Genomic DNA, 26,238 nt, shown 5'->3' on the forward strand with positions numbered 1-26,238 from the left:
GCGATAAAGTTAGTAACCTTGCTGTGCCTTGAGGTTCGATTCTAAGATTTCAACTAGATAGTTTGCGTCTGTTAAGGCTCTTTCTTCATCAATATCTTCAAATCGTGTAATTTGCTGTAGTGACTCAACTGCCGACGCGTCGTTAAATTGTTCTTCTGAAATAACATTGGCCGTCTTTGCCTGAATAAGAACCAATCTGACTATTTCACTTTCAGTCACAATGCCTTGTGAAATGGGCGCTACGAACTCACCGGAATTACCAACTAAAAACAAAGCAGGCACTCTTTGAACGCCTAGCTCTTTATACTTCTGCTTGGTATCCGGTTGATACTCAGGAAACATACCATTTTCCATTGGCGCTAAATCGATGCTGATCGCATTTACATTAAAGCCATATTTGCTCATGAGGCGTTGGACAATGGGTGCTTGGCGTTTACAGTAATCACAAGTGCTCTCAAAAAAGAACCATAACCCCGCTTGTTTTGCTACTTCTTGAACCACTTCCTGTTCTGCACGATTCTTAGCTTCATTCTTAGCATTAAGAGCAAAACTCGATGTTGGCCTTGCTTGTGTTTCATCAAGAAGAGGGTTGTTGATGACATCTTGCATCCACGCTTCCCTAAAAGCAGTCGCCTTGTCCATAATCACACGTTGCATGTATCGGGCTCGTTGGATGTTCTCCGGAGTAGGGTCATTAATTGCTTCACCAACAAACTCCATAAAGTGCGCTCGAATCCATTTCGTCGACATAGGTTCAGGACCAGATTTTGCTGCACTTGGAGGGGCAATAGGGACTGGTGGAGGCACGGGCTTTTTGAGTTCTTCTGGTTCAGGCTCCCCATAAAAGTGCCAACCTTGAGCGGCACTTTTATCATTGACGAAATTTGCATCTGCCGTCGCGGTAGCTGCAAATGCAAGGGCGCATAACATCGATAAGCCTAGATAGTTCGATTTCATAATCTATACCTCAGCGGCTTTGGCTTTACGACGATTTCTCGCTCTTTCTGCACGACAGTGAGCACAACCAGTACCAGGTCTTTCAGTGTGGCCAATATATTTTGTCCCACACTCACATTTGAAAATGTGAATCGTACCGTCACCGATACGATGAAGGAGTTGAACAAATCGATTGAAATTCACGTAAGCACGTATGTCTTCACTCGATTCATCAAATACTCTTGCATAAGCATCAAGCATCTTGTCGATATTGTCTTGAAGCGGCAACTTCACTGATGGGTCATTGGAGAGGATTGAATAATAAGCCCAAAGCTTATTCGAGATGGGAAACGCTTCCGGTACTTGATGAAGAAAGCTCGCATCTTTACCCATTCTTGATTTTTTAAAGTCTGTCTGCATTCGGCAAAGCTCATGTTGAGCAGACTTAGGCACTGAACCTAAAAGGTCTTTAATTGTGGCTGCGTTTGCACCAAAGCGTACAAGATCGAGTGCTCGCGTCTCCAATTTCAGCGCCATTTGAGACGCTGTGGATAATTGTATCTCGGACATATGACTATCCTTTCAAATTGTGAACAGACTGAATTTAGATCATATCGGTCAAGGTACGCATACGAATGCGTTCTACGCCGACATTGTGACTTTTAAATTCATGAGTCTCTAAGGCATTCAACATCTCAGCTTCAGTACCTTCGTGAAATACGAAAGGATTGATACCGGCAGATGTGAACCTGACAATTTGAAACAACTCAAAACTAGCAAACTTAGTGATTTCTTGTTGAGTTGCCATTAGCTCAATCATCGCAGAATGCGGATCTGTTTGAGCGAGGTTGTGCATTGCGAGAATTAGTGATTGGCACTGAAAACTCATCTCATCGGTAGAAGGTGTAGATTCAGAAGTGACATTGAGATAAGCGTTCAATCGTGTTCGATAATTTTCAAACTGGCCTGTTTCAATTGCGGTATTAAGAACCGATAAACCTGTTTGTTTGGTGCAGCCAGAACGTAATGGGGCAAGGGTAAAGATATGATGCTGCGTCTCTGCAAACTTCTCTAGAGTATCGGGCTCGATACTTATAAATCGATCTACGTCGATGTTAGTCAGAAAGTTAATTTGAGCGGAGCATTCTCTGTTAGTTAAAACAGATTGGTGTGCAGCTGACAATATGCGAGCGGAAATTGCACGCACGGCTGCCATGTGGCCTAGACGTTTCATAAGTAAATCTTCCATGCTTTTTACGCAGTTTGAGCGATCCCAACATTGACCTTTCAAACACCTTACTAAGCTCACCACGAGCGTTGTTAGGTTGCGTTTACAGTATTGACGTTGTGTTCATTTATACGAAATTACGAATTCCATAATACGCAATTTGTTTTAGTGAACTCTTGGATTATTGCATAAATGTATAAAATCACAACAATGATTACAAAAAAACATACACATTCTCAATATTAAGTCTTGACTTATTGCAAATGTGCTATGCGAAAAATCAACTGATTAATCCGCTTGAAGTCAAGTTATCAACCAGTTCCGTAGATACCAAATCTGCTGGGTCTGTCTGTGGTGATTTAGCTTCAGGTATCTGTGGAGAATTTTGGGAAGAACCTTGTTCGTTGTTGGTGTTCACGTTACCCAAAAATCGATTAATAATTGCTTCACCAGATTGGTGATATAACAGTCCCAATTGGAAAAGAATTGGTAGTAACCAACTTCGGTTTTCACAATGATTCAATTCGCTCAACAAAACTGGGAAATCACGTTTAGATATTCTAAATCGCTCATTAAGCTTCTCGCCGTTGAACGGCATTGTAAGCTCAACTTGTGATGATATCTTTTCCCAGTTTGAATCGTGCAATCGCTTAATCACTGCGCCTTTGTTTAGTATTCGTCGCAACATGATGCGCTTAAACTTCGGACTATCGGGGATCTCGATAGCTCCCCTTTCCACCCAAGTCGACAGGTTAACATCGATACTATTACTCATAAGCTACGCAACCTTGTTTGAATTAACACCCGCGATTTGTCTAGCTAACTCAGCAAAACCAAGGCATACAGCAACTTCATGTTTCTCGACTAACTTCACAGTATGTCTCGGAAATGCACGTTCTAGCGCTCTCGCGAAATCTGGAGCTGGACCACCAGAAACAATAAACTCTTGTATGTCTGATGCTTCACCAAGCATGTTAGTAAGCAAATCGACTGCTTCATTGCACAAACTGTCAATCAGCGGCAAGCAGTCAAAGACACCATCAGCGACAGGGAAGTCATACGCTTCAGCAAATATTTCAAGCTTGTTCGTGTTGAATGCTTTGTCTACCAATTCGGTGCCGATTGATGTACCCAAAATTTCAGACAGGTAGGTGCTCAGGCTTCTGAGAATTTTCCCCTGACCTAGTTCGAATGCCTTTGTACGTTCTTCGTCGATTGTAAGCCCCGTAGAAGTCAAGAAGTCGGTTGTTCCATAACCTGGATCAACAGTAACTCTCGCTCGGTTCCCAAGCGCCTCCATAATCCCGCAGTTCATTTTCTTTGCTTCTGACTTTGCATGATAAGTAAGTGCGCCAAGTGGCTGCGGCAATACATGTGCCTGTTTGACTCGGATCACTCGCCCATCCACATGATGTTCACCAATCATAAAATTGAGTAATTCATCTTTACGATCAAGTTGGTTTAATGGAAGACCAGCCACCAGCAAGTCAATGCAATCCGTTTTTAATAGACTTAAGCCACCGATAAACAGCGCCTTGTAAGCCGGACTTGAGATGTAACGTTTATTAAGAAGTCTTTCGTTGGCGTCAGCTGCTTTTGACAAAACTCCCGGCCCCACTTCATAACTACTTCCGTCAATGTTCACTAAAACCGTATTTCGCTGAGTTGTGCCAAACGATTCCAGTCGCTTCAGCTCTGTAGGATTCACCTTTACAGCTCTTGATGGGAAGCAATGGTAATAACAGTGATCGCCTGTTATTTCAGATGCAACGCAGGTGGTTCCAAAGCCTACATCTATCGCTGCAACTTCCAGTTGTTTGTTCATAATCAATCACTCCGATCATTTGTCTTGATGTCAAACCTAGTGATACACAAAAATTGATGATGGTTTAGCAATTAGTGAGGGCATTTTTCATGTTTATTGTTAGCTGTTGAAAAATATCGTGCATGAATCGAATAAAATTGTATTGCGTATGAGGAAAATCGAGATGCTTGGGAAATATTGATAAACACCGTAATAAATCGGTTAAGGAATGACATTTGTAGAAACAATTGAAAAAAATTGCATAACATCGTTTCCATTTTGGTGGGATTGGGAATTGTATGGGAAGATTTGCTCGTTCTTGAAATTAATTAGCCAGAAATCGAAAATCATTACTCAAAAGAACGCCCATCAACCGACATACACATTTTGAGTGGTTCTGTTAATCCTTATTTTCAACGACGCGCCTTAACGAAAGTAATCTAGTTCTGATCTTCACTGCTAATCAACCACCATAAAACGACAGTTCGTTCCAGAATTTGGCATCACCGTCCCTACATATATCAATGGTGGTATCAAAATTCGATTAAAATTAAACCATCAGAACATTAGTGCCTACTAATAAACAGGAGGTCCGACACCCCCCTCAATATATGTAGGGAATTTGAAAATAAGGATTTTATGAGAGTGGTGGTCATATCTCCTACATATACATGGGGTGGTATCAAAAAGAAGAAAAAGCGACTGGTGACAACGAAAATTCACGCGAAAATTCGGCCTTTTGTCATATATTAGTGGTGGTGTACCACCCTCCGTATAGTAGTATTATAAAGGGGGAGCTAAAAAAAAGGCTCCCGCCAAGGGAGAGGTCGCTGGCGCATGGCAATTTAGAAAAGAGCCTGCCCGAGAGTTAATCATTGACCGTGACACCCTAAGAATCAGAATTGACCCTGCCCGAGCATCTTTCATCGACCGTGACATCCTAAGAATCAGAATCGACCCTGCCCGAGCATCTTTCATCGACCGTGACATCCTAAGAATATGATTCGACCCAGCCCGAGAGTGAATCAATGACCACTGGCTAACCGGAAAGAGTCTAACCAAGACATTGAAATCGAATCCTGAGCGGTACAGTCCTTCTTAAAAACAAAAAAATAAATATAAATATCCAAAAATCATCTCAAGCCGAACGGTACGACCCAAGATTGAGTCGTTGCCCGAGACGGTTCAATTTCTCGGGGTGACAATGAATATGAATTAATTACTAAACAATCTAGAAAATGGTGTTCAAGCCAATTGTCTTTGACGGATTCTCAACTCACGATGACCAGCGGATTCTCGGGTGAAAGACCGGCGCTGGTGCTGCGTCATAACATCCCGTGTCAGTGCGAGACATGGGGAAATGATACTTACGCCGGAGCGAGCGCCTGGGTGCTGGCCAGCCGCCGGTTCCCAGCCGAGGAGCTGGTGCCAGGTTTATTGCATTCAGTGTCAGGCAATGACATTGAGTTTGATAATTTTCATACCAGCGAGGCCCAGGTGATACTCGTGACCAGCAGGTTCTCGGGTGATAAACCGGCGCTGGTGCCGGGACACATCATCCCGTGTCAGTGCAAGACATGGGAATCGACATCTGCGCCGGAAGAAATTCTTGGGTGCTGGTCATCCGCCGGTTCCCAGCCGAGGAGCTGGTGGAAAGTCATTAGTTCCAATGTCATTCAGAGAAATTGAGTTGAGCGACTGCACGAGCTCAAATCGTGAATTCCACGAACGCTGGTCATGTCTAGTCCCCCTTCCCTGTCATAACGAGACAAAGCGTTAGGCTAAACAAATTCAAATTCGTCGCTACGACATTCATGATTGAACCATTGTTCATACCAACGAAAACACCCGCAGACCTGCCCTATTCGAAAAGCAATTCTGAAATCTATTAGCGAAAATTCGTCCCTTATTTGAAAAAACGTCGATTTAATTCATGCAGTATCAACCAATACCCCATTTGGGAAGGAGACAGGGTTTATGCATGAACAGACGGATGTCCTTGACGTTCAAACAGACGAACTTGATGTTCTTACTGAGGACATTGAGGCTGATGTTCAGGTTAAAAAAGACGATATCCATGCAGGTCTAAAATTGGGTTTGCTCACCAAGAACCTAAAACGTAATGCAATGGAACTGAAGGCGGTCTATGCCGAAGCCGGTGAACTTATAGCCGAAATGGAAGACTTGGCTGACAAGTATTACCGAAAACCTCAGCTCGAACAGAACCATACAATTATCAAAGACAATTCTTACCACCGTAGAAGCACGTTCGCCAATACAGGCCATGTACTGATTGGGACTAAGTATTACACCAAAGACAGGGACGGTTGGGAGAAGGTGATGTGTTTTGAACTTCGAATGCGTGACATGAGCCGCTTAAACAAAACAACAAAAAAGAAGGCGTATCACTTTGATCCCGATAAGAAGATTCCGAATTCAGAGAAATACTATGAAATTCCTAAGTTCGCGACGAAGTACGAGAACAAGTCAGAGAACAAGATTCCCTACAAAGTGCTGACCCACCCTTTTTCCAAATCACAATGTAAAAAATACATGAGGGATTGGGAATTAAAGCAGTTCCTAACATTTAAGCAAATTATCAGTCCACCCACACGACGTTACCTCGGATTAAGGGAGCGCTATAAAACGCTTCGAGAGGAACGACGCGTATTACTCAGCATTTTCATTGCAGATAGAGGGCTCCCACTAAGCAGGGAATACAACCGAAAAATAGGCGAGCTAGAAAAGGTCATCGCTGACCATTACCCAGAACTCATCAATCTCTAAGGAGAATCACCATGGCTGAATTTAAGCAAATGCGACGCCACATCCCCGTTTCAATCGTGTGTCGAAGCGAGACAATGTACCGCTACTTAGGTCAAAAAGGCGGTCAATTGGTTGGCGCAACACAACGAATTGCGACGCTGTACGAGTCCACCGAAGACAACGATGAAAACCGTGATGCGGTAGTGTCTATCTTTGAAACCAACTTTGAACATTTGGAAGAAGGTCAAGGTGAGTTTGCAAGACAGGCTGATGCAGTGAAGCGTAAATACCGCAAACAAAATCGCAATGTACCTTTTCCTGAAATCGAAGTACCAGATAACCACAAAGTCGTCATCGATGTGACCCACCCTGTCTTCCAACGTGTGTTGCAGGTCATTCGAAAGTTCGACAACTCGATGGCGGTCATGGAAGTACTTTGGATGGTAGGCGATGTCGACGAAGAACGTTACAAGTACGCGAAAATCAAACTCGCTTCTACGATGTCGCGCTTCTCTAACGACGTGTTCCGTATTACCAACCAACTTCGCTCGCTAGACACTGGTCGCGGCACAACACACCAACGCGTTAATCAACAAATCAATCAAAAGTTGAAACCAGTAGAGGTGGTTGAAGAGGTCACCGATGAGCAGCCAGATAACGTGTCGGCTCCATTGAATGAAGCTGAAACTGAGCAAGAAGCAGAACCGGTGGATATTCATGCTGGTGGCGCTGAGATATTAGGCGAAGACGAAGACCCACTGAGTGCGGAAGAAATTCAAGCCGTAATAACTCAAAAATCCGATGAGTCACTACAGGAATCAGCTTAATGCGAATGTTTGATGGCGTCAGATCAAAATTAACTCAAAGTGCAATTATCGTAAAAGAGAAATTACGCTTGAAAACTGGTGAGCTGCATGAGGAGTTCGCCAGTGAAACTATTTTGAAGCAGCAGCAGGAGATCACTCGCTTGCAGAAAGAAGTCGCAAGCATGATCAAATACCCGCCGACGCCAGATGGTGTCCCTGTCTTAACGGAGGGGGACATTTTATTCGCTTATAGAGGCATTATTAAGGAAACGTTCCTTGCCGTAGGCATGCTCGAAGGTACAGATAAAAGCCTGACTCCATGCTTTATGAACACGTACATGCATGCGATCCGTTCTGTGATTTCATTTTTCCACCTACTGCCTGCTAGTGAGTACCATCATCACAATGAAGTTGGCGGCCTACTTCGTCATTCATTAGATGTTGCCTTAATGACCTTAAGAATGTCGAAGGGCTCTCGACCTTTGGCTATCGGATTCCAAGATGAGGAGATGCTACGAGAACCGCGATGGCGCTTTGCCGCATGGTTAACAGGTTTGTTGCATGATGCAGGGAAAGTCATTTCTGACATGAGGGTTTCGGGGAAAGAGCTGGATACCACTTGGAACCCACAAATTGAAACCATTTACGAATTCAGTGAAAGATATGGTATTGACCGCTACACCGTTAGCTGGAATCCACGCCGTGCTAATCATTACCATGAGAAGCTGTCAGTGCTGTTATTAGACAGAGTACTGAGTGACACAGCAAAGCGCTGGTTATATCAATCTAACGATAACCTTTCAGGACCAATCATTGACGCGCTGCAGAACTATGCCCGTAAGGAAGGGTATATCGAGAAACCATTGCGCCGTGCCGATGCGCTCAGTGCCGAACGAGATCGTAGAACCCAATTCCACAAACTCATCGGACAGCGTAAAGCCGGTAAGAGTCACGGCATTATCTCGGCCATCCGAGATTTACGAAAAAACCGTTGGAACAAAGTCAATGAAATCGGTGCTCGCATGTATGTCATTGATGGGGAGGTATACCTCGATTACCGAAATGGCGTGCAAGACATCATCAGCCACATGAACGCTAATTCTAGCAACTCGGGTCACCTAGCCAGAATTGAATCCAACATTGGTATCGTAGTTCAAGAGATGGAAGAGCTAGGTATTGTGGAGCCGATGCATGAAGAGTCAGACTTTGTGAGGCTCACATTTACAGCGAAGCAAGGGAAGATGCGACAAGTTGATATCGTTCGTATCAGTTATCCAGATTTGGTCTTCGAAGGTGAATTACGCCCACCTAACCTTAAAGACTGTTACATCGAATTTTCTAGCATGGGCGAACGCTTAACAATCGACGCCAAAGGCAGCTTGGATTATACCGAGCCAAAAGATAACCCATTTCAGACCCTTTATAACTTGGACCCAGAACAAGGCTCCCAAGTAAATCGTAATAAAGCTCGTTCGTTGAATTTGCCGGGGCTACCAAAACCACCTGAAGAACTCATGCAAGCTGCTGAAAATCAATCACCGACAACGACCCCGCAGCAGATCAATGCAACAGCACCAGCACCGGCCAACACGAGCAACAATGGGAAGCCAGCAACAGCGACACCTGCTCAGAAAAACGTTCCTGCTCAGAAAAACGTTCCTGCACAGAAAAACGTTCCTGCTCAAAACAACGTCCCTGCACAGAAACCAGCACCCAAACCTCAAGCAACGAAAAAGCCAGCGACGAAAAAAGCAGCGACTAAGACGAACACCACAAAGGCAAACTCACCGTCAAAGACAAGTGGGCCAACAATCGTGTTCGAAAATGAAACAAATCAGTCGGTGGAAGAAAACAATGCGGCACCTAGTGTATGGGATGGCATGAACATCAACGCAGCTGACGACAAACCGGTTCAGGCACCGTCGTCCAAACCTCTAGCCACCGCAGCTAAAGGGCGTAAGTCCCAAACACAGAAAGCACAGCAAAGAGCTTCCGCTTTAAAAAATGTGTCTGATAAAGACCTAAGAACCCTATGTTATGTGATGGCATGGGCGCTATCCAATGGTAAGACCGATGGTGATTCCATTGTCAGCTACAGCTCAAGAAATGCGATCTACGCGCACAAAACGTGGGTTCTTTGTCTTGTAGAGATGACCAACATGGAAATGAATACGACGGCCTTTTTTGACCGCTTCGGAGATGACATAGAACCAGGGAAAATATTGGGCATTGACGCGACAGAGCACATCAAGTTGGACAGCAGTTGCGTCAAAGCCTTCGCAGAACTGTTCGGTGTGGGCGAAAAACTGTTCTTAGATCAAATTAAAAATTTCAATGACTATGGTAGGCCAGAGCGTATGGATAACCTCGATTTCTTTGCAGGAAAGCTCACCATTAACAGCGAGCAAGAGAAGTTAATTTTAGATTCAAACCTCGCCAAAGAATTGAACTTAATTGCTAATGGAGTCGCTTCTGATGTTTAAGTCAAAGACAAAACCCCTGTATGACGATATTCAAGACTACTTCCGTGAAGTGTTTGAGATACAACAAGCTCGCGCATGGCTGGCTTCGGGTGCTTTTTTCAGTGTCGCTGGTGGATATCAAGCATTGTACAACCTATTCACTGAGACACCGGCTCCCGATACGGTGATGTTGACAGGGCTAGGTATGGCCACCAGCTTTGTCATGGCCGCCAAACGATCTTCTGAAGCATGGCCAATTCTAAAGATGCAGGCTCGATTGTGTTCGAACAAACTGGATATAGAGTCTTTGGAAGACACTCGAAAGAAGGCAGAGAAATACAAAGACCGTATGTACTTAGGGACCGGCTTTAATTGGGGGCCAGAGCACGCCATCAATATGTATAAAATCAATGCCCTCCCTTCTGCACGCCGCGACCAAAAAGTGCCTTTATATTTAAGGAAGTTGATCCCCTATAACCCTGTTCTGAACGAAGCATTAGGTGGGGAGCCATTCCTCATGGCCTTGGGCAACGAGAAAGATGTGACTGTGCATTATGATGTAGGCCGCGCACACACAATCATCTACGGCGTTCCAGGCTCAGGCAAAACAACGTTGTTAAAGTTAATCGCATTAAACAAACTGTGGTCAAAGCGAAAATGCTTGCTCATCATCATCGACCCAAAAAATACGCCGGAAATGCGAAATGGGTTGAAAGCAGAGATGGAGCGTCAGGGTAAAGGGGACCAGTTCTACTATTTTGCCCCCGCACGGCCATCTGAATCTGTCGTTGTTGATTGCCTAGCCAACTATAACCGAACATCGGAACTGGCAACCCGTGTCGTTGAATGTATTCCAACGGGCGGCTCTTCTGGGGAAGTCTTTAAACAATTCTGTTGGGAACGTGTAAACCAAATTACTCAGGCAGCGGAATACATCGGTGAACGACTCACACTTCGTACCCTTCATTATTATCTGCGTGAAGGTCTAGTACGTCTGGTAGAGAAAACGTGTGAAACGTACTTCAGTCAAGAAATAGGTGTGGACTGGAAAGCCCAAATGAACGGTCGCATCAAAGCCATGGGCTCGCAAGACTGGCTTGAAAATATGATCATGTATTATTCCGATGTCATGGCTAAAGACAAACCTTGCTCTCAACTTTCAGGGATCATTGACGCCTTCCATAAAAAATCGTCTGAAGTGAGCACCAAAACTGGCTCACTGAATGCAATTCTGGAACAACTTTGCTCGGCGCCTCTAGATACATTGTTGTCCCCTGATTTAAATAATTTATCGGACAACCAACCGAACGTCGTCAATTTACGCGAGTTATCAAACACAGGTGGAGTGCTGTACTGCGCCACAGACGGTTTAACAGACCCAGTGATTTCAGGCACCTTATCGAAGCTTGTGTCGGCAGCTGCAGCGGCATCGTCAGCTGAACGTTATAACTTTGGTACAGGAGAAGAGCCAGAGGTTTGCTTTATGGTCGATGAAGCCCATAACGCACTTAATGATCCAATCCTGAATTTACTCGCCGTCGGTCGTCAGTCCAAATACGAACTGTACTTAAGTACACAGTCCATGCCCGACATCGTAGAAAAAACCTCGCAAGCGACCGCCGATAGGATAACCGAGCTGTGTGCCAATACCATCGCCATGCGATGTGAAGGCAAAGTAACTCGTGAATATGTATCAGAAAAGATGGGGGCTGCCGATCTAAGAAAGCATCAAAAGATGATTTCAAACAGCGCCTCAACACAAGATTCCGTCTCTTCATTCAATTCAGGTTCTGGTGTACGTGAGTCATCAGAAGAGCGCAGTTTATTTCCACCGTTCATGGTATCGGCCTTACCCAATTTGCAAGCTATATGCAGCTTCTCAAATGGAAATAAAACCCTACTCCGCCTGCCTGTAGAGCCACGTTAAGGAAATATTATGAAAGTATCGACCAAATTCAAAAAAATTACTGCCAGCGTTTATCTGAATCGAACGATCGATAAAGAGTTGAGCGAGCGATTGAATTATCAAGCGTTTATTTGGCCGTCTCTTGGTGAGGTTCAAATGCGAGTAGTGAGGTTATTCGGTGACGTTGTGCCAGCTTCTTTCAATGAAGGAGAAGAAGAACTCTTACTTGACGTGGTATTGCGAGAGATGGCCGATACATGGGATGAGCATTATGAGACACACGGCAAGGAAGTCGCCTTCAAGCACATCTTTTTGAAAGTGTTTGACCGAACCTCAGAACTATTCAAAGTCATGGTCACATCAGAAGACACAAAGGCAGGCTGCGACCTAATCTGGGACCCGATTCGCTGTTCATTTTCAGACTTTGCTACGTCCAGCCGCGTATGTTGCATGGAAGTCATTGACAGAAAACTAACCTCAGAGAGCGAGAAACATTGTCGCCAACTGAGCCTGTTACTGCTCCCTCAACTCTTCGGTCGTCCTGAACTCAATACAATGGGTATCGCACCCTACGCCTTCGAAGACCCTCGCTCGGTGAATTTGTTAGACCTGTTACTCAAACCTGAAAAGATATTGGAGGCTGCTCATGGCGCATGATACCCAATCTTTTATCGACGAAGGTAACAAAGCCCTACTCGGTGATGGTGTCTCGATACTAAACCCGTGGGTAAGGTTGGGGTTTATGATCTGGTTCTTTTCTTTGTTGTATTGCTGGTTTGGTATGTCAGCGGAGCAATTTAGAGCCGACGTCATCGATGAGGTGTCCATTGTTCAGTCGACAATGACCGAAGAGCAATCAGAAATAGTGTTCGACCGTGTAAACGGTCAATACCAGACGACGATGGTCGATACGGGCATCTCCAATGTCATTGATAGATTTTATATCAAACCTGAAAAAACAAATGGGTCCGGGGTCTTTATTGCAGGTATATCAGAGCGGCTGGTGGATAACACAAAGATGTGGTGGTATCGCAGCATACTTCGACTGAACGTACTCATGGAATGGCTTCTTTTAGGCGGGGTGCTTATCTTCGCGTTCATGAGTGATTCTTACTACGAATATCGTAAGCGAATCTACGCCTTTACACAGCACAACGTGAAAATAGCGGCAATGGCCTTTCGCATGATATTCATCATTCTCTTTTCACTATGGGTCTTCCTTGTTGTCCCCATCATTGATGGCGGATTCTGGCGATATTTACCCCTATTTTTCATTGGTTTATGCATCCTATTAACCACCACGATCATGCGTGAATTCCAACGCTTTTAAACAGACATAGGTAATCAATAACATGCGGATATTTAAAAAGAAGAATCAAGAACCAAAGTCATTGAGAGAAAACCTCAAAGAGTTTACGCAGCGATACCGGTCTATTCACAACCTAAATCGGATTAAGGTTGGTTTCATTGTTTTTGGTGTGTTGTTCGCGGTCGGTCAAACCATATACCGAAGTCACTATTTCAACATGCCGGTTCCGCACATAGCGCTCATACAACTGGAGGGAGCCGTAGAGAGAGGCAGTCCGACAGCTGATGGAACTATCCTGTCAGAAAGCATAAGAAAAGCCATGAAAGATCCATTGGCTCATGCCATTTTGATTGAAGCGAACTCACCAGGTGGCAGCCCAGTGCAGGCCGAGATATTACATAGGACTTTAATGTCCATGAGAGAAACTACCAATAAGCCGGTCTATTTTTCGATAGGTGAAATGTGTGCGTCGGCTTGTTTATACATCAGCTCCTCGGCAGACAAAGTGTATGCCCATAAAAACTCGTTGATCGGCAGTGTCGGTGTCAGAATGGATACCTGGGGATTCGACAAACTCATTCAACAACTTCAAGTTCAAAGACGGACATACACAGCGGGTAAAAACAAAGCCTTGCTGGACCCGTTTTTACCCGAGAACCCTGAAGCAACAGAGCACATAGAGTCACATGTCCTCCAGCCATTATTTGAGGAGTTCAAAGGAGCGTTAATTGAAGGTCGTGGCGAGAAATTGGAAACAGACAACCCGGACATCTTCACTGGTTACATTTGGACAGGTTCAGAGGCCGTTGAAATCGGATTTGCCGACGACATTCAAACCCATTTCGAGATCCGTGAAAATCTGCGTGATGAGTACCAAGTGACGGACATACAGAACTACACCAAGCCTAAGTTCAGCATGATGAAGCTCCTGAGTTCCGATTTCTGGGCTGAGGTGTTAGCGAAAACTGCCATGAAGTTAGACTCAGGCAGCGAGATGGAGCTTAGATAGACAAATGGAGTGTTGGTTGTTCAATGAAAGACAATCAACACTCCTCTTCTGCTGGCAAGGTGGTGCAAGAACGTCGGTTCGTCGCTGGTGGAGGGGTGGCAAAAAATAGACGTCGCCCGTATGCGATAACATAATATGGTAATGAAAATCAGGCAAAGACAGGCAGGGTAAATGGGAAATTTCTTATCTCGGATGCGTCTTCACCCTAGTAAGAATCGTTAACTGGGAGCTTAAACTGTGAGGCGCGTTGCACTTTTGTTGAGAGGATGTAAAGGCATTTCATCGATAAACCCCTTCCCAATAAATGTGACGTGATTCAAACCTAAGCAGAATTTCAGTCAACAAAATCATATGCTTGTGTATATGTGAAATGCAAGTCATTGATATGTAGACACAAAAAACATACAAAAAAGCTATCTATAAATTACCTTACATTAGTCATGGTTATGCACATAATTCGGTAAACAGCAATATCTTATTTGGTGATTTGCCAATACTAAAACCCTTAATTACTATTAATTATTATGTTGAAAACTCTCAAAATTTTATTATTTAATATTAATGCAGTTGGGTGTCATTATGAGTAATAAGAAAACAGGAAATGAAAATGATACACACGCCGGTGAGCTCAGTTTGAAACATCTTCGTCCTGTATCTTTCGACAGCGACACAGCAGCTGACGCACATACCATTTTGCACAAAGTGTCTCTCACGGACCATGAAACGAATAAGTTCGATGCGGAATGCTGCAAGAAAGTGGCTGATAAGTTAAAACGCCTATACGAATCACGGGGACTGATTGATGGGGATCTTACTGAGCACCACAAAGAAATGGTAAACTTTTCACCTGAAGTTGAGCTACAACGATACTTATCGGGTCAGCCTAACCAAAACCAACTGCCCAGCGAAAATGGTCACTCAGACCACCAGCATTTAGTTCAAATCCCACATTACTCACTTGAAACACCGGATGAGCGCATTCTCGCGATTGTTGCAGAAGGAAAATATCTAGAAAACAAAATGAAAGAGCTTGGCGCTAAAGGTGGTGGGATCAATACCATGAAACGCTCAATTAAGTGTTTGATGCCCGACTGGGTACTGAAGCATTTTGACGTGATCACTCCTACTCATTACAAAGCGCTCCATGTTCATAATTACACGGTCAGTCGAGACGAAGCAGAAGCTTTTTTGGAAGCCTGCTCTAAGGTGAGAATGGGGTTCTTTTGTATAGCGGAGAAACCGAGCTTTAAATAGGCAGCGGTACGAACAGATATTTTCTATTTCTGTCACTCCAATTTCTGTGGAATGACTTCCCACCCTCTCGATTCTTAACTCTCGGGGTGGGTAGACTCACTCAGGTCATACTCAAAATTTAATGCCGATTCATGAAGGATACTGGCCGTTGTCTCTGCACGAATTTCGGCCATAAATAAAGATACTTTGTGGGCGATTTCTACTTTATTCACTGCATTAAACATCCTTGACGTTCTCTTTCGTTTGGACGACCACTTCCCATGTTCATTATATGAAAATTCGGTCCAAGATAAGTCAAAGGCATCGTAGGTTTTTCCTCTAGAATGGAGCCTAGATTCTCTTACCGACACTTGGCACCCATATTTAAGTTTCTGTACCCATTGTGGGTTCGAATGTATCAATAAAGCGCGTCTGTCGCCGTAGATGCGAGCCAATAACGCTTTCACCTGTTGCTGTGCAGCCCTTTCGGGGTTTTTATATCGGGAACTGGAAAAGTACTCTTTTAGAAGTGGCTTATCAGACCAAACAGTCGGGATCTGGATATAATAAGATCCCGCCCGTTTACTACATGGAATTACATAGCTGTTCATTGATTTATAGTGTCCATCCTTGGTCTAATACCAGTCGAATCATGGTGACACGACTTTGCCAGTATTTAGTTATACAATTTTTCAAATTGAGCCACATCGAAGAAGATACTTTGATATGACTTCCACTTTGCATCAACGCCCTCTTGCCATGGAAAGCGGCCATTGGGATCGGGTAAAACCAGTTGAAACATCGGAATTTGCTTGTCATTCATACCCAGTGTGGTTTCAGCGACAGTGAACGTCCCATCGAGCATACAGTCCTGAGACACTTTAACCAACGCAACCGGCACATTGAATACCTCTTCAACATAAGTGATAGGCTCATCTAATTCAATCACACGTTCTTTGAGGTGTTTAGCAAAATGATTACCAAAGAAGTGCATTTGATCTGGACTTAAACCCGTGAGGGCGATCTCGAACTGATTATCCGTGCTGACGGATAGACCAACAGAATACACATAATCATTACCCTTTGGGCTGGCAGTCATAATGAACGTGGCCTCACCTCGATCTAACGACTTAGAAATTGAATCAACAACTTTAAAACGTTCCATAATTACCTCTCTCATTGTGTGGATGGGAGTATTATGTAAGTCCTTTTGCCCGTATCCCCCCGATGTATGAATCGTCCAAGCATTCAAAAGGGTTCATGGATTAAACGGGGGGTAACCGTAGTTGGTTTGAGGTTTAATTTCATGAAACGAAATCGGTTTGTTTCATCATCACACTGAAAAACGGAAGTAAGGTTGGGATTACCAAAATCCGCCCTGTCTCTTTTATGAGAATGAGTCCAAATTATACCTTATTTTCTTGATGGAAGCTGTCTTGCTTGGTAAACAGATATTAATGCATATGAGTGCTATGACACAAAACACTTAAAATGGCGTTAGGAAATGGAGTACACGACTTAGAGAAACTCTCGGGTGAACTATAACGGTCGCTATATTGTTACCTTTATTCAAAAATTTATACTAAGTCTTCAAATTCTTTCCGTTAATTGACATTTTGAACCAAACTCATCTGCATACTGTTTTACATGGACGGAAGTTCAATATCATTAGTAAAGCAAACGACTTTACAATGAATGCTATAATCACATAACAAAAAATAGATATAACACTCACAACCATTCAAAGCTTGAATGAAAGATGGGTAAAGCCTTTTGTATAAGGCACTGAACAAAGAAAAAAGCTAACCACGTCAAACGTTGCAAACAAGTTGATATATCCGATTAAAAGTAAAGGGGTGTAAGTCTAAACATTTCCTAAACATTTATAGCCATACGTAAGTCTGGTTTAACAAAAAGATAAGAAGACTAAGTTAATATTATGCAACTACATCATACGCACGAGCTAAACACCACATCGAATCCATTTGAAACGTTTGATGAAAATATCATTATGTTTTTGGAACATTACCAGATCCGAGACTTCAGTTTCGAATCCCTTACTGCCTTTTTAAAAGCAGAATACTGCGCAGCTAAAAAAACCGCTTCATTAAACCTCTCCTATCAGGAGTGGGCCGTGAAGAACGATGAGTATGTATCCACTGTCTCATCCTACTTCATATACAAAAACTGGTTAGTCCAATATGCACCAGAAGATTCGAGTTCAATCGTTACACTTCATTGACTGAACGCGTAAAGCCCAATCATCGATTACAATGATTGGGCTTTATATTTGTCTATCCCGCCACTCTTTCTATTCAATTGCGCCAGGTATTATCCTGTGCGATTCGGTGACTCCAAGTAAAATTGAACCTTACTTGTGTTTCTAGAAATGACATCGATCTGCTGTATGGACACGCTATCAGGAAGTGCAGGCTTACCACCAGCCTGTTCGAGATATTGTAGTTTTAGAAGTAACTGAATGAAGAACGCTTTGCACAGCAACCCAGAAATATCTTCGACACAAACAGACAAGTGCGCCAATGGGCTTGGCTTATCGAGGTTATTAAAGTATTCATTCTCAATGAAAGACAAGGTGATGGCACCAGAGCCAACACAAGGCTCATAAAGGGAAATTGACTCTCCATCCGTCTTCACACTACCGCGATTCAAACCGGCCATCAGTTTTGCTAACTCTATCGGCGTTGGAAAAAAGTCATTACTTTTCGCCAAGCTAGAGTACTTCGACAGCAAATCCCCTAATACATCCGTTTCTCCGCCTTCAACGGCCAATGTCGTGATCAAGTGAGTCATCAACTGACAATCCTTCTCGACATCCGGTGCTTTTAATTGCCCCATCACCACCTCGCTTGGTGGGTACATGTTCGTGTGCAAGAAACACCAATGGTCAATGAACATGTCGAGAAAGGAATGCGTCCCAAATTGATATCGCATCCCTTCAATGACCTTGTGAAGTTGGTTCTTAAGTGGTGTGCTCATGCGATTCTCTCCCAATGCTTCATCGTATTGGGATCAACGCAAAGCGCCCTTTCTAGCCATTCTCCTAGCGTGTCATCGCAATAGAACCGATAACTGAAAGCACAAGACTGCTGCTCTAAGTTGCCACGGATGTCAGTAAAACCTTCACTCGATACCGCTACCTTGAGATGTCGGGAGTCTTCAGAGAAAGTCAGCTGGTACTTCTGCATATACGACAACAGGGCAAACGGATCATCGAACTTACCATGTAGCGCGAAGAACCTCCCTTGAGTCTGTATCAACTGTTGAGTCATACGCTTCACACACTCAAGGTTATCGATAGGTACAACACGACCACTGTCCAACGACACATTGTGATTGATGACAAACCGAGGTGGCTTGTCATCGATGATCATGTAAATGGCACGACTTCGATAGCTCTGTTTCGAAAATGTGGTACGTAATACCCCATGATGCGTGCTGCTAAACAAAATAATGCTCATATGTCACCTCAGTATTAGTCGAGCTCGTATCCGTATTCGTCGAGACACAGACCACCAGCGTCATTGAGCCTCACTGAAACACCTTCAATACCCGTGTTATATACAGGGGTCGCCTCTGAACTCCCGTTCGCTATTGCCTCATCAATGAAGGCTTTAAGTTCCCCTAGCGTTAATAAGTCTTGGGTCTGTGGTGCTGTGTCGATGTCTTGCATTGGAATTGTGTCTGTCATGATCGTCACCTTAGTGGTATTAGTTAGTAGTTGGGTTGTGTGCATAGGTGGAAAGAAACCATTAGGCTGTACACCAATGGTTAAGCGAATTGGCAGTTACCATTCGAATGTTTCAAACAAAGGGATTTGATTTGCGTCTCGGTCGAATTCAATTAAGCCGATGCGGTTGCCGGTTGCCCAAGCCATGATTTGATTGAAGGCGTCACTCATCCCGTCGATATTATTGAGCGTTCGAGCTTCGGTGTTCATTACGACATCGGGGTCAGCGGCTTGCAGCTTAATGAAGTAACCATACTCACGCTCTAAAACGTGTGCGTTAACGGGGCCATCTTGTTGACTCAATAAGCTCAAGCGTTCAGAGTCTTCTTGGGTGAGATGGCAGGTAGACAAAGCCAGTGATAAGTAGAGCTCCATACTGCTTGTTTCAGTGAACTTTTGAATATCGCTTTGGATAGAGTTAATCATCGTCAATCTCCAAGTTATGTTTGGTACATAAGTTATGGCCAATCATAAAATGTGATGACAGCGGCTCCCCCCGATCTGGATGAGCGTGCAACCCTGACAATAGATAGAGTGCCAAACGGGGGGCTGAGTTTTACACGGCGGCTTTAATGACGATCGTAATAGACATACACAACACAATCGGAGGTCAATATGAGTGATAAACACCCAGTGATGTACGCACATTTAAAAGAGAGACGCTTGATGCCTGAGTTATATTCGGGGCTACATGTCGACACTGAGGTTGTTGTGTTTTGTATTTAGATTATGGTCACTAACCGGACGACTCGTTGGTTATCAACAGTACCGACCGTTTGCCCCAAAACACACAGCACCCGATCACCGTAAGCAAGCACGATATTTCACATATGTGTCGAAAGAACATATGGCCACCAGCCTTGCTGCATTTGGCGTCGAGCAACTGGATCTGAAACAACGAGTGCTGTTTCTCGCAGAAGGCGTCTTCGATGTTGTGCCTTTACATCGACTTGGCGTAAATGCATTGGCCGTTCTAGGAAATAATCCGAAGCACCTGAAAGAGTGGCTAAACACACTGCCTTTCCATGTCGTTGCATTATGTGATGGTGATGAGGCAGGCCAAACACTGGCTCGGTTCGCGCACCAAACCGTATCCTTGCCATCAGGCAAAGATCCTGGGGACATGTCCGACGAATGGTTTAAAAGTATGTTATCCGACTTTGGGTATCGTTTTTGAACGCCTTGCGTTGTGAGCACAGCGAATAAAGTATTTAAAGTGTGGGTCGCACTTATCGCGTTTGCGGTCCCACTTTAAATATTGCTTTTTGTTCCATGTCTTGACGCACTAGGACTGCGTTCAGAGTTTTCAATTAGCCTGCTCCCGCTTAGACCGCGAATAACAGCCTACGGCCATAGCGAGTAGACAGTACGGCTTTAAGAGTGAGTACTCATCATGAATTGTGCTCATGCTGAACCCTTCCCTTCCCTTCCCTCCCCCCTAAAATGATTCGACTCATCGGTTGATGCTCCCTGTGCAACGAAACGGGGGGATAGCCGAAGATTGGGCGCTAAATTGTTCATTCAACTGCTGACCTTTTCTCAGCAACAGCCAATTAAACAATGCCCACTTGGAGGTAAGCCATGGGAACCCTAATGAACAAAAACCAAGTAACAAAAAGTATGGGGAAAGCCTTTGGCTTATTAGCTGGCGAAGTCGCACTGGATTCTTTCGCTGGTGGCGGTGGTGCCAGTACAGGTATCGAGCAAGTTTTAGGGTGCTCTGTAGACATCGCGATCAATCATAATTTAGATGCCATCGAGATGCACAAGATGAACCACCCCAATGCACAGCATTACTGTGAGGACATTTGGGATGTGGACCCAGAAGAAGCCTTGCTTCGTAGTGGCGGAAATTCGATTGGATTAGCTTGGTGGTCACCCGACTGTACCCATTTTTCCATTGCAAAAGGAGGTACGCCCGTCAATCAAGCAATTCGTGGGTTAGCTTGGGTTGTCATCAAATGGGCGCTTCGTGTTCCAATCCGCGTTAACTTTCTTGAGAACGTTAAGGAATTCCGTACATGGGGTCCCTTATTGCAAGACGACAACGGCGACTGGCGACCAGACCCTGACCGTAAGGGAGAGACATTCGAAGATTTCATCAAAGCCCTCACTGTCGGATTATCTCCTCGTGACCCTTCATGGAGAGAGTGCGTACAGGCATGCGGGATTCAATACAACATCAAACAGAAACTTAAACTCTTCAAAGGGCTTAAGTACGACGTAGATTTCCGCGAACTCGTGGCAAGTGACTATGGCGCACCAACAATTAGAAAGCGTTTGTTTATGGTCATGAGAAATGACGGACAACCGATTGAATGGCCAGAAGTCACTCACGGTGATCCAGCAATCAATAAACAATTAGCCCCACAAAAGGTTGCTGCCGACGTGATTGATTGGACTATCCCTGTAAAATCCATATTCAATCGTAAAAAGCCATTGGTAGAGAAAACCATGGCTCGAATCGCGAAGGGCTTACAAAAATTCGTTTTTGATTCTGATGCGCCTTATATCGTCGAACACAAAAACCAACGACCATTCATTACCGAACACGCCAATGCGAGCAGTCAACGCAATATGCCAATCGATGAGCCATTAAGAACCATTTGCGCTCAGGTGAAAGGGGGTCATTTTGCAGTCGTTTCAGCCGATTTAGAGCAAGCTTATCCCAACGAGCAGAACAGTGACTCGACATCGGTTAAGGACAATAAACAAGAGCTGTTAGCATTCATGGCCAAGCACTTTACGGGCTGTGCTGGCGCGAGTATCGATGATCCTCTAGCGACCATTACAGGCGTCGACCACAACGCACTGGTCACAGCGAACGTCGAAAAATCCATCATTCCTACGTATGAAGAGTGGATTCAGTCAACGGAGAAGTGGGGAGGAACACGCGCTGAATATGATCGCCTTTTTGGTGAAGACGTGGACACAGTTACTACCAGTCACGTTATTAAGATGAGAGGCACCAACCTTGGGCATACCGTGAGTGAACCGGCTCATACAGTGAGCGCAGGTGGCAATCATTTAGGGATCGTCAACAGCTTTCTCATTAAGTATTTCGGTTCGAATTTCGGCACTGACATCAATACGCCAGTTCACACGTTAACCACCAAAGAGCGATTTGGGCTTGTTGTCGTTCAGGGCGAAGTCATGGTTAAGATGCACGGTGCTATCTATCGAGTGCTCGATATCGGCATGAGAATGCTAGAGCCTCATGAACTCTTCTTAGCTCAAGGCTTCCCAAAAAACTATCAATTTCAATTTGACCAAAATGGAAAGAAAATCAGCAAAGCCAAACAGGTTGCACGCTGTGGTAATTCTGTTTGTCCACCAGTAGCAAAAGCATTGGTTTCAGCCAACATCAAGCACATCCCGTTGAACTACGCTTTACCACTAGCCGCGTAGGAATTACGACACCAATACCCATACACTAGCGGCCAAGAGGGTCGCTAGTACCCAAACACAAGAACGTCACATCTCCACCAATGAAACTTGGGGTTAGCATGGCAACACAACTCAAAGGCGAAATCAAAATCTCGACAAGTGCAATGTCCGTTACAGCGGTGCCTGTTCACTACAACGGCAACAAATTTCTCGGGCTCATTGACCAAGACGGAGAAGTCATAGGCATGCTGTTCAATGACCGACCGTATAAGCCAGTCAACCCATACAGTGATTCCCACAACAAACCACGTATCGGTGAGCTCTACATCGGTTATGCCGCCAAGCAGCGTTTCGATGGCTCCTACGACGTCCTATCCGAACCCAAGCCTGTTTCAACATCCTGGGAGGACATCGAAGATGCACAAGTCACCGAACTTTAATGCAAATAAATACCGGAATCTCTGCGGTTAATTGAAATTGTGTCGAGCCTTAATTGTTATAAGTGGATATCACCTCAATTGGAGAGAGCATAATGCTAAAGAAAATCACGTTTCTTACCCTTAAATCAGTCCTCGCAATATTGGTAACGATAGTCATCGTAGCATTCGGTCAAATAGGTCAACTCATGGCGAGTAAAAACCACCTTGAGATGTCAGTCATTGAAAATTGGGTTACCGCTCACCCAGCTGATATCGTGCTGGTGGCTGAGTATCGAGAGAATTGCTTAAATCATGGCAAACAGGTTACCAGAGATAATCTCGAACAATCCTTAGCAGAGGCCAAACTAGAAGATGTCCTTGTCACCAAAGAGCGCTGTGCTAAATCGATGGGCCTAGAAGAGCTGCATAACAACATTGAAGTCGCCTTCCAACAAATCGAGTCGTATGCTTGGCCATTGTCATTGCTGGACGACTCACTAACAAACTAACGATGAGGAACCTGCGATGTTGCATACACAAATGAGCCCCACTACGGCACAACTAAAACGTATTATGAAAAAAGCCGAACAAGACAAGGCGTATCGATTAAAAACGGCAGCGTTTAAAGAGTGGCTGCACAAACTCCACCCAAATGATCAACTCCCCCGAGGTGCCTTCTTTAAAAACAAACGTGCGGGAAAGCCCATCGTTATCATGGACGAATGTCATATGTACTTCAAAAGACCAGCACGTCCATTCCCTCATGACCCAACAGCCGCTCTCAACTTCACAGACCAAACACAGAACGCTTTAGCCTAAGCCGCATTGGGAACACGAGTGCGAATACAATTCAGAAGATAGGAGATAGGTATGACAATTTCACATGGAGCAATGCAAGAGGCGTTGGATGCACAAGTTGAGTTCACAGCAGAACAAACAGGTGTCAGTGCGTTTTGGATAGAGATGGGGATGGTACTAATACCATTACTGATAATGCCTTGATTGTGGTTACGTCCTATTCGTTGTTATCCAAGCTGTCATCGAAAGAAGATGTGTTGTCATCGAAGGACAGTGAAGGAAAGTAATCGAGCGGAAGTAGAGGGAAAATACGATGAAAAAGCTAATTGCATCAGCACTTTTAATAATGTCGGCATCGAACGTGGTAGCTACTGAAGAAAAAGAACCCTATCCCGCTGCTGAACTAAAAAAGGTAGTGCAAAAGTTCGATGTGGCTCAGTTTGGTCAGCAAGTCGCGGTTATGGCACTGAGTTACGTCAAAGATATTCGAGAGGTAGATGGTCAGAAAGTGGTCGATGTGGTTGTAGTGGACAAGCTTTGCCATGTAACGGTTATTGAGCATGACAACGGGTTACAAGCTGAACAAGTCGCTTGTGATGCAGGAAATTATTTCGACAATCGATCCAAGTAGGGAAAAGAAATCGAACGGAAATGGCAGGTCAAAATATGCACAGTTTATGCAATTGGATTTCTTAGGCACCGATTTGGTTAAAAAATACACGGGGGTTATACCCCCAAATCCTCTGAATGACAATCAAGCAAGTGAATATAGCTGCATAATAATTCACACTAAAAGGCCCTGACATCCACTATCAACCTAGAAAATAATGTCGATACTCCGTCGAGCGTCTGAACCACATCATCTCTACGCCAACAAAGCGATTCAGTTCACCATAAGTCTGTTTCATTTCACTCATCAAAACTGATGTTATTTCAAAGAGTTTGTAATAGATAAATTCATACTTTCGCTCGTTAAGTTTGGCCAATACTTGATAGGTAGGGTCTACATAGTCGCCATTAGCCAGTTTGAGCCAGCAGTGTTCTACCGGTAGCCAAGTGCCGCTACAATTGACCATCGCAACCCCGTAAACCACACTGTCTGCATTCAGTAAATTCAAAGCCAGAGCGCTGTTGTCATAACAAAACTTCGGAATTGTTATTTCCTCTATGACGGCCAATTTATCATCAGGAAGGTCAGTCACCGTGACCCCCTGCATATGCTCGGGATTAACAAAGATCATTTTCCCCATTTCGGGACTCGCTTGAATACTCATACTATGCCCACCACGGTTTTGTGCAGGCCCAAACAATGGTCGCTCCCGCTTCATATTTGCATTGCTCTGCAAAGTCATGAGCCTCTTCTGAATTGCCAAAGCTTTCATCGGTATCAATACCGAACTCATCTGCCGCATGACCGTTCAGTCTTACGCCGAAGCCTGTGAACTGATTCGCTTTATCAAGGACTTCATAAATCGTTGCTGTGTTTTCTTCTGTATTCGTTGCTGTATTGATAGACATAGTAAGAACCTGTTTTTTGTTGAGGACAGGTTCATTATGCGCAGTCCAAAATGCGTTCCCCCCAGAACCAGGTGATGGTCAATGATTTAGGGTTTCTGAGGCATTTACGGGGGGAAGTGGGGGGAAGAGCCTTGCCTGCCCATGACTGCACGCAGGGGTTAGAATATGTAGTGTTCTCTCACACAGACAATATCATTTCAGTTTCAGTCCATGACATCACAAGACGCACACATCACTGAAAGCCGTTGCAGGGCTCTTTGAACGTGGACCATAGACATCAGTGACCTTTACCTAGCAAGTCATGATCTTGTAGTGTCCCATTGTCCCTCTTAGAAATTCTTTTGATACCCTCTTAATGTGCTCGATATCTGAGTCGTTGAGCTCAGGGTAGTAGTTGACAACCAAGGCACGCACCGCCGCATCACGACTGACATGTATACCCAAATCTCTTTCAATGACATTAACAAACTCAACGTTGCCTGAACCGCAATTACCTTGATCACGCTTCCGGCACGTCTTGAAAATAGCCCACTCTTTCTTGCTCATCGTAAAGCCCTTTTATTCTGGATGCGCTCTCAATTAACGCGACGCGACCTTGACCACCAAATCAATGAATGGGGGTTAACGTCATACTGAAATCAGGTGCCACCCATTGCTTGAAGTCACCGGAATGAACAACAAGTTGTAGCTTATAGCCAGTACAATTGAGCTCTTTTTTAGCAAGCCTCACTAGAGCTAGACCTGTTTTGTCCGTTTTAAATTCAACTGTCTTTGATGTGAATGCCGAGTGCAGTTCCGCTTTAAATGTTTGCATGAAATATCTCACTCTGTTCGTTAGATATCTCCAGTATCCACCCCCTTACTTCCTTCTCCCCCCATTTGGGGTTTGGCGTTATATATGCCCTACAC

29 protein-coding genes are annotated in these 26,238 nt (G+C 44.3%); 15 read left to right on the forward strand and 14 right to left on the reverse strand.

The features are described from left to right. Nucleotides 1–9: 9 nt before the first annotated feature. From traF to OCV56_RS25505, 5 genes are all read right to left on the reverse strand, one after another. Complete coding sequence (traF, locus tag OCV56_RS25485; RefSeq protein ID WP_086715042.1) at nucleotides 10–957, reverse strand: conjugal transfer protein TraF; 948 nt, start codon at nucleotides 955–957, stop codon at nucleotides 10–12. A 3-nt stretch (nucleotides 958–960) separates the two neighbouring features. After that, nucleotides 961–1,506 carry a hypothetical protein gene (locus OCV56_RS25490; RefSeq protein WP_086715040.1) on the reverse strand — a complete coding sequence of 182 codons (546 nt, stop codon included), beginning with the start codon at nucleotides 1,504–1,506 and terminating at the stop codon, nucleotides 961–963. A gap of 34 nt (nucleotides 1,507–1,540) precedes the next feature. Beyond that, complete coding sequence (locus OCV56_RS25495; RefSeq protein ID WP_086715038.1) at nucleotides 1,541–2,170, reverse strand: hypothetical protein; 630 nt, start codon at nucleotides 2,168–2,170, stop codon at nucleotides 1,541–1,543. A 274-nt stretch (nucleotides 2,171–2,444) separates the two neighbouring features. Continuing rightward, complete coding sequence (locus tag OCV56_RS25500; protein WP_086715036.1) at nucleotides 2,445–2,939, reverse strand: hypothetical protein; 495 nt, start codon at nucleotides 2,937–2,939, stop codon at nucleotides 2,445–2,447. Nucleotides 2,940–2,942: 3 nt separating this feature from the next. Beyond that, the gene (locus OCV56_RS25505) at nucleotides 2,943–3,989 is read right to left on the reverse strand and encodes a ParM/StbA family protein (protein ID WP_086715034.1); all 1,047 of its coding nucleotides are present in this window, start codon (nucleotides 3,987–3,989) and stop codon (nucleotides 2,943–2,945) included. Nucleotides 3,990–5,945: 1,956 nt separating this feature from the next. Here OCV56_RS25505 and OCV56_RS25510 point away from each other — a divergent pair. The 8 genes from OCV56_RS25510 (at nucleotide 5,946) to OCV56_RS25545 (ending at nucleotide 15,480) form a co-directional block, all read left to right on the forward strand. Continuing rightward, a complete protein-coding gene (locus OCV56_RS25510; protein ID WP_086715028.1) occupies nucleotides 5,946–6,755 on the forward strand; it encodes a hypothetical protein in 810 nt (269 codons plus the stop codon). 11 nt (nucleotides 6,756–6,766) lie between these two features. Then, on the forward strand, nucleotides 6,767–7,561 hold the full coding sequence (locus OCV56_RS25515) for a hypothetical protein (RefSeq protein WP_081230202.1): 795 nt from the start codon (nucleotides 6,767–6,769) through the stop codon (nucleotides 7,559–7,561). Further along, nucleotides 7,561–10,023 carry a MobH family relaxase gene (gene mobH / locus OCV56_RS25520; RefSeq protein WP_086715026.1) on the forward strand — a complete coding sequence of 821 codons (2,463 nt, stop codon included), beginning with the start codon at nucleotides 7,561–7,563 and terminating at the stop codon, nucleotides 10,021–10,023. Before OCV56_RS25515 ends, mobH begins: the two co-directional genes overlap by 1 nt. Next, entirely contained in the window at nucleotides 10,016–11,929 is a 1,914-nt protein-coding gene (gene traD / locus OCV56_RS25525; protein WP_158094635.1) for a conjugative transfer system coupling protein TraD, read from the forward strand. The genes mobH and traD overlap by 8 nt, the downstream gene beginning before the upstream one ends. 9 nt (nucleotides 11,930–11,938) lie before the next feature. Next, nucleotides 11,939–12,565, forward strand: a complete 627-nt coding sequence (locus OCV56_RS25530; protein WP_086715022.1) for a hypothetical protein — start codon at nucleotides 11,939–11,941, stop codon at nucleotides 12,563–12,565. Continuing rightward, nucleotides 12,555–13,238 carry a DUF4400 domain-containing protein gene (locus tag OCV56_RS25535; protein ID WP_081230206.1) on the forward strand — a complete coding sequence of 228 codons (684 nt, stop codon included), beginning with the start codon at nucleotides 12,555–12,557 and terminating at the stop codon, nucleotides 13,236–13,238. The genes OCV56_RS25530 and OCV56_RS25535 overlap by 11 nt, the downstream gene beginning before the upstream one ends. A 22-nt stretch (nucleotides 13,239–13,260) precedes the next feature. Continuing rightward, the gene (locus OCV56_RS25540; protein ID WP_081230207.1) at nucleotides 13,261–14,226 is read left to right on the forward strand and encodes a S49 family peptidase; all 966 of its coding nucleotides are present in this window, start codon (nucleotides 13,261–13,263) and stop codon (nucleotides 14,224–14,226) included. Nucleotides 14,227–14,805: 579 nt separating this feature from the next. Continuing rightward, a complete protein-coding gene (locus tag OCV56_RS25545) occupies nucleotides 14,806–15,480 on the forward strand; it encodes a hypothetical protein (protein ID WP_086715020.1) in 675 nt (224 codons plus the stop codon). Between the two features lie 655 nt (nucleotides 15,481–16,135). Here the strand turns inward: OCV56_RS25545 and OCV56_RS25550 are convergent. The 5 genes from OCV56_RS25550 to OCV56_RS25570 form a co-directional block, all read right to left on the reverse strand. Then, on the reverse strand, nucleotides 16,136–16,624 hold the full coding sequence (locus tag OCV56_RS25550) for a DUF4262 domain-containing protein (RefSeq protein WP_158094634.1): 489 nt from the start codon (nucleotides 16,622–16,624) through the stop codon (nucleotides 16,136–16,138). Between the two features lie 1,166 nt (nucleotides 16,625–17,790). Then, complete coding sequence (locus OCV56_RS25555) at nucleotides 17,791–18,456, reverse strand: N-6 DNA methylase family protein (RefSeq protein ID WP_086715013.1); 666 nt, start codon at nucleotides 18,454–18,456, stop codon at nucleotides 17,791–17,793. Next, complete coding sequence (locus tag OCV56_RS25560) at nucleotides 18,453–18,938, reverse strand: hypothetical protein (RefSeq protein WP_143691588.1); 486 nt, start codon at nucleotides 18,936–18,938, stop codon at nucleotides 18,453–18,455. The genes OCV56_RS25555 and OCV56_RS25560 overlap by 4 nt, the downstream gene beginning before the upstream one ends. Nucleotides 18,939–18,952: 14 nt before the next feature. Then, the gene (locus tag OCV56_RS25565; RefSeq protein WP_081230214.1) at nucleotides 18,953–19,168 is read right to left on the reverse strand and encodes a hypothetical protein; all 216 of its coding nucleotides are present in this window, start codon (nucleotides 19,166–19,168) and stop codon (nucleotides 18,953–18,955) included. 96 nt (nucleotides 19,169–19,264) lie between these two features. Then, entirely contained in the window at nucleotides 19,265–19,633 is a 369-nt protein-coding gene (locus OCV56_RS25570; RefSeq protein WP_086715010.1) for a DUF5983 family protein, read from the reverse strand. Between the two features lie 421 nt (nucleotides 19,634–20,054). On the opposite strand from OCV56_RS25570, the gene OCV56_RS25575 reads away from it, so the two are divergent. The 7 genes from OCV56_RS25575 (at nucleotide 20,055) to OCV56_RS25605 (ending at nucleotide 24,442) form a co-directional block, all read left to right on the forward strand. After that, a complete protein-coding gene (locus tag OCV56_RS25575) occupies nucleotides 20,055–20,384 on the forward strand; it encodes a toprim domain-containing protein (protein ID WP_157939164.1) in 330 nt (109 codons plus the stop codon). A 416-nt stretch (nucleotides 20,385–20,800) separates the two neighbouring features. Continuing rightward, nucleotides 20,801–22,615, forward strand: coding sequence for a DNA cytosine methyltransferase (locus tag OCV56_RS25580; protein WP_198595699.1), 1,815 nt, complete (start codon nucleotides 20,801–20,803; stop codon nucleotides 22,613–22,615). A gap of 98 nt (nucleotides 22,616–22,713) precedes the next feature. Next, complete coding sequence (locus OCV56_RS25585) at nucleotides 22,714–23,034, forward strand: hypothetical protein (RefSeq protein ID WP_086715009.1); 321 nt, start codon at nucleotides 22,714–22,716, stop codon at nucleotides 23,032–23,034. A gap of 92 nt (nucleotides 23,035–23,126) precedes the next feature. Then, nucleotides 23,127–23,522 carry a hypothetical protein gene (locus OCV56_RS25590; protein WP_086715008.1) on the forward strand — a complete coding sequence of 132 codons (396 nt, stop codon included), beginning with the start codon at nucleotides 23,127–23,129 and terminating at the stop codon, nucleotides 23,520–23,522. A gap of 16 nt (nucleotides 23,523–23,538) precedes the next feature. Beyond that, entirely contained in the window at nucleotides 23,539–23,832 is a 294-nt protein-coding gene (locus OCV56_RS25595; protein WP_086715007.1) for a hypothetical protein, read from the forward strand. 51 nt (nucleotides 23,833–23,883) lie between these two features. After that, on the forward strand, nucleotides 23,884–24,015 hold the full coding sequence (locus tag OCV56_RS25600) for a hypothetical protein (RefSeq protein WP_261901431.1): 132 nt from the start codon (nucleotides 23,884–23,886) through the stop codon (nucleotides 24,013–24,015). 109 nt (nucleotides 24,016–24,124) lie between these two features. After that, the gene (locus OCV56_RS25605; protein WP_086715006.1) at nucleotides 24,125–24,442 is read left to right on the forward strand and encodes a hypothetical protein; all 318 of its coding nucleotides are present in this window, start codon (nucleotides 24,125–24,127) and stop codon (nucleotides 24,440–24,442) included. Nucleotides 24,443–24,623: 181 nt separating this feature from the next. Here OCV56_RS25605 and OCV56_RS25610 read toward each other — a convergent pair whose 3' ends face one another. The 4 genes from OCV56_RS25610 to OCV56_RS25625 all read right to left on the reverse strand — a co-directional run bounded on the left by OCV56_RS25610 (nucleotide 24,624) and on the right by OCV56_RS25625 (nucleotide 26,143). Beyond that, nucleotides 24,624–25,085, reverse strand: a complete 462-nt coding sequence (locus OCV56_RS25610; RefSeq protein ID WP_086715005.1) for a hypothetical protein — start codon at nucleotides 25,083–25,085, stop codon at nucleotides 24,624–24,626. A 1-nt stretch (nucleotide 25,086) separates the two neighbouring features. Beyond that, nucleotides 25,087–25,329, reverse strand: a complete 243-nt coding sequence (locus OCV56_RS25615; protein WP_081230224.1) for a hypothetical protein — start codon at nucleotides 25,327–25,329, stop codon at nucleotides 25,087–25,089. A 291-nt stretch (nucleotides 25,330–25,620) separates the two neighbouring features. Next, nucleotides 25,621–25,875 carry a hypothetical protein gene (locus OCV56_RS25620; RefSeq protein WP_081230225.1) on the reverse strand — a complete coding sequence of 85 codons (255 nt, stop codon included), beginning with the start codon at nucleotides 25,873–25,875 and terminating at the stop codon, nucleotides 25,621–25,623. A 61-nt stretch (nucleotides 25,876–25,936) separates the two neighbouring features. Continuing rightward, nucleotides 25,937–26,143 (reverse strand): hypothetical protein, encoded by a 207-nt coding sequence (locus OCV56_RS25625; RefSeq protein ID WP_081230226.1) that lies wholly within the window; start codon nucleotides 26,141–26,143, stop codon nucleotides 25,937–25,939. Between the last annotated feature and the right edge of the window lie 95 nt (nucleotides 26,144–26,238).

Source organism: Vibrio gigantis, assembly GCF_024347515.1.
GTDB classification, from domain to species: domain Bacteria; phylum Pseudomonadota; class Gammaproteobacteria; order Enterobacterales; family Vibrionaceae; genus Vibrio; species Vibrio gigantis.

Bases quoted from the DNA above. Each gene is read 5' to 3' on its own strand.
- traF (WP_086715042.1), bottom strand. From the start codon at position 957: ATGAAATCGAACTATCTAGGCTTATCGATGTTATGCGCCCTTGCATTT.
- OCV56_RS25490 (WP_086715040.1), bottom strand. From the start codon at position 1,506: ATGTCCGAGATACAATTATCCACAGCGTCTCAAATGGCGCTGAAATTG.
- OCV56_RS25495 (WP_086715038.1), bottom strand. From the start codon at position 2,170: ATGAAACGTCTAGGCCACATGGCAGCCGTGCGTGCAATTTCCGCTCGC.
- OCV56_RS25500 (WP_086715036.1), bottom strand. From the start codon at position 2,939: ATGAGTAATAGTATCGATGTTAACCTGTCGACTTGGGTGGAAAGGGGA.
- OCV56_RS25505 (WP_086715034.1), bottom strand. From the start codon at position 3,989: ATGAACAAACAACTGGAAGTTGCAGCGATAGATGTAGGCTTTGGAACC.
- OCV56_RS25510 (WP_086715028.1), top strand. From the start codon at position 5,946: ATGCATGAACAGACGGATGTCCTTGACGTTCAAACAGACGAACTTGAT.
- OCV56_RS25515 (WP_081230202.1), top strand. From the start codon at position 6,767: ATGGCTGAATTTAAGCAAATGCGACGCCACATCCCCGTTTCAATCGTG.
- mobH (WP_086715026.1), top strand. From the start codon at position 7,561: ATGCGAATGTTTGATGGCGTCAGATCAAAATTAACTCAAAGTGCAATT.
- traD (WP_158094635.1), top strand. From the start codon at position 10,016: ATGTTTAAGTCAAAGACAAAACCCCTGTATGACGATATTCAAGACTAC.
- OCV56_RS25530 (WP_086715022.1), top strand. From the start codon at position 11,939: ATGAAAGTATCGACCAAATTCAAAAAAATTACTGCCAGCGTTTATCTG.
- OCV56_RS25535 (WP_081230206.1), top strand. From the start codon at position 12,555: ATGGCGCATGATACCCAATCTTTTATCGACGAAGGTAACAAAGCCCTA.
- OCV56_RS25540 (WP_081230207.1), top strand. From the start codon at position 13,261: ATGCGGATATTTAAAAAGAAGAATCAAGAACCAAAGTCATTGAGAGAA.
- OCV56_RS25545 (WP_086715020.1), top strand. From the start codon at position 14,806: ATGAGTAATAAGAAAACAGGAAATGAAAATGATACACACGCCGGTGAG.
- OCV56_RS25550 (WP_158094634.1), bottom strand. From the start codon at position 16,624: ATGGAACGTTTTAAAGTTGTTGATTCAATTTCTAAGTCGTTAGATCGA.
- OCV56_RS25555 (WP_086715013.1), bottom strand. From the start codon at position 18,456: ATGAGCACACCACTTAAGAACCAACTTCACAAGGTCATTGAAGGGATG.
- OCV56_RS25560 (WP_143691588.1), bottom strand. From the start codon at position 18,938: ATGAGCATTATTTTGTTTAGCAGCACGCATCATGGGGTATTACGTACC.
- OCV56_RS25565 (WP_081230214.1), bottom strand. From the start codon at position 19,168: ATGACAGACACAATTCCAATGCAAGACATCGACACAGCACCACAGACC.
- OCV56_RS25570 (WP_086715010.1), bottom strand. From the start codon at position 19,633: ATGATTAACTCTATCCAAAGCGATATTCAAAAGTTCACTGAAACAAGC.
- OCV56_RS25575 (WP_157939164.1), top strand. From the start codon at position 20,055: ATGGCCACCAGCCTTGCTGCATTTGGCGTCGAGCAACTGGATCTGAAA.
- OCV56_RS25580 (WP_198595699.1), top strand. From the start codon at position 20,801: ATGAACAAAAACCAAGTAACAAAAAGTATGGGGAAAGCCTTTGGCTTA.
- OCV56_RS25585 (WP_086715009.1), top strand. From the start codon at position 22,714: ATGGCAACACAACTCAAAGGCGAAATCAAAATCTCGACAAGTGCAATG.
- OCV56_RS25590 (WP_086715008.1), top strand. From the start codon at position 23,127: ATGCTAAAGAAAATCACGTTTCTTACCCTTAAATCAGTCCTCGCAATA.
- OCV56_RS25595 (WP_086715007.1), top strand. From the start codon at position 23,539: ATGTTGCATACACAAATGAGCCCCACTACGGCACAACTAAAACGTATT.
- OCV56_RS25600 (WP_261901431.1), top strand. From the start codon at position 23,884: ATGACAATTTCACATGGAGCAATGCAAGAGGCGTTGGATGCACAAGTT.
- OCV56_RS25605 (WP_086715006.1), top strand. From the start codon at position 24,125: ATGAAAAAGCTAATTGCATCAGCACTTTTAATAATGTCGGCATCGAAC.
- OCV56_RS25610 (WP_086715005.1), bottom strand. From the start codon at position 25,085: ATGAGTATTCAAGCGAGTCCCGAAATGGGGAAAATGATCTTTGTTAAT.
- OCV56_RS25615 (WP_081230224.1), bottom strand. From the start codon at position 25,329: ATGTCTATCAATACAGCAACGAATACAGAAGAAAACACAGCAACGATT.
- OCV56_RS25620 (WP_081230225.1), bottom strand. From the start codon at position 25,875: ATGAGCAAGAAAGAGTGGGCTATTTTCAAGACGTGCCGGAAGCGTGAT.
- OCV56_RS25625 (WP_081230226.1), bottom strand. From the start codon at position 26,143: ATGCAAACATTTAAAGCGGAACTGCACTCGGCATTCACATCAAAGACA.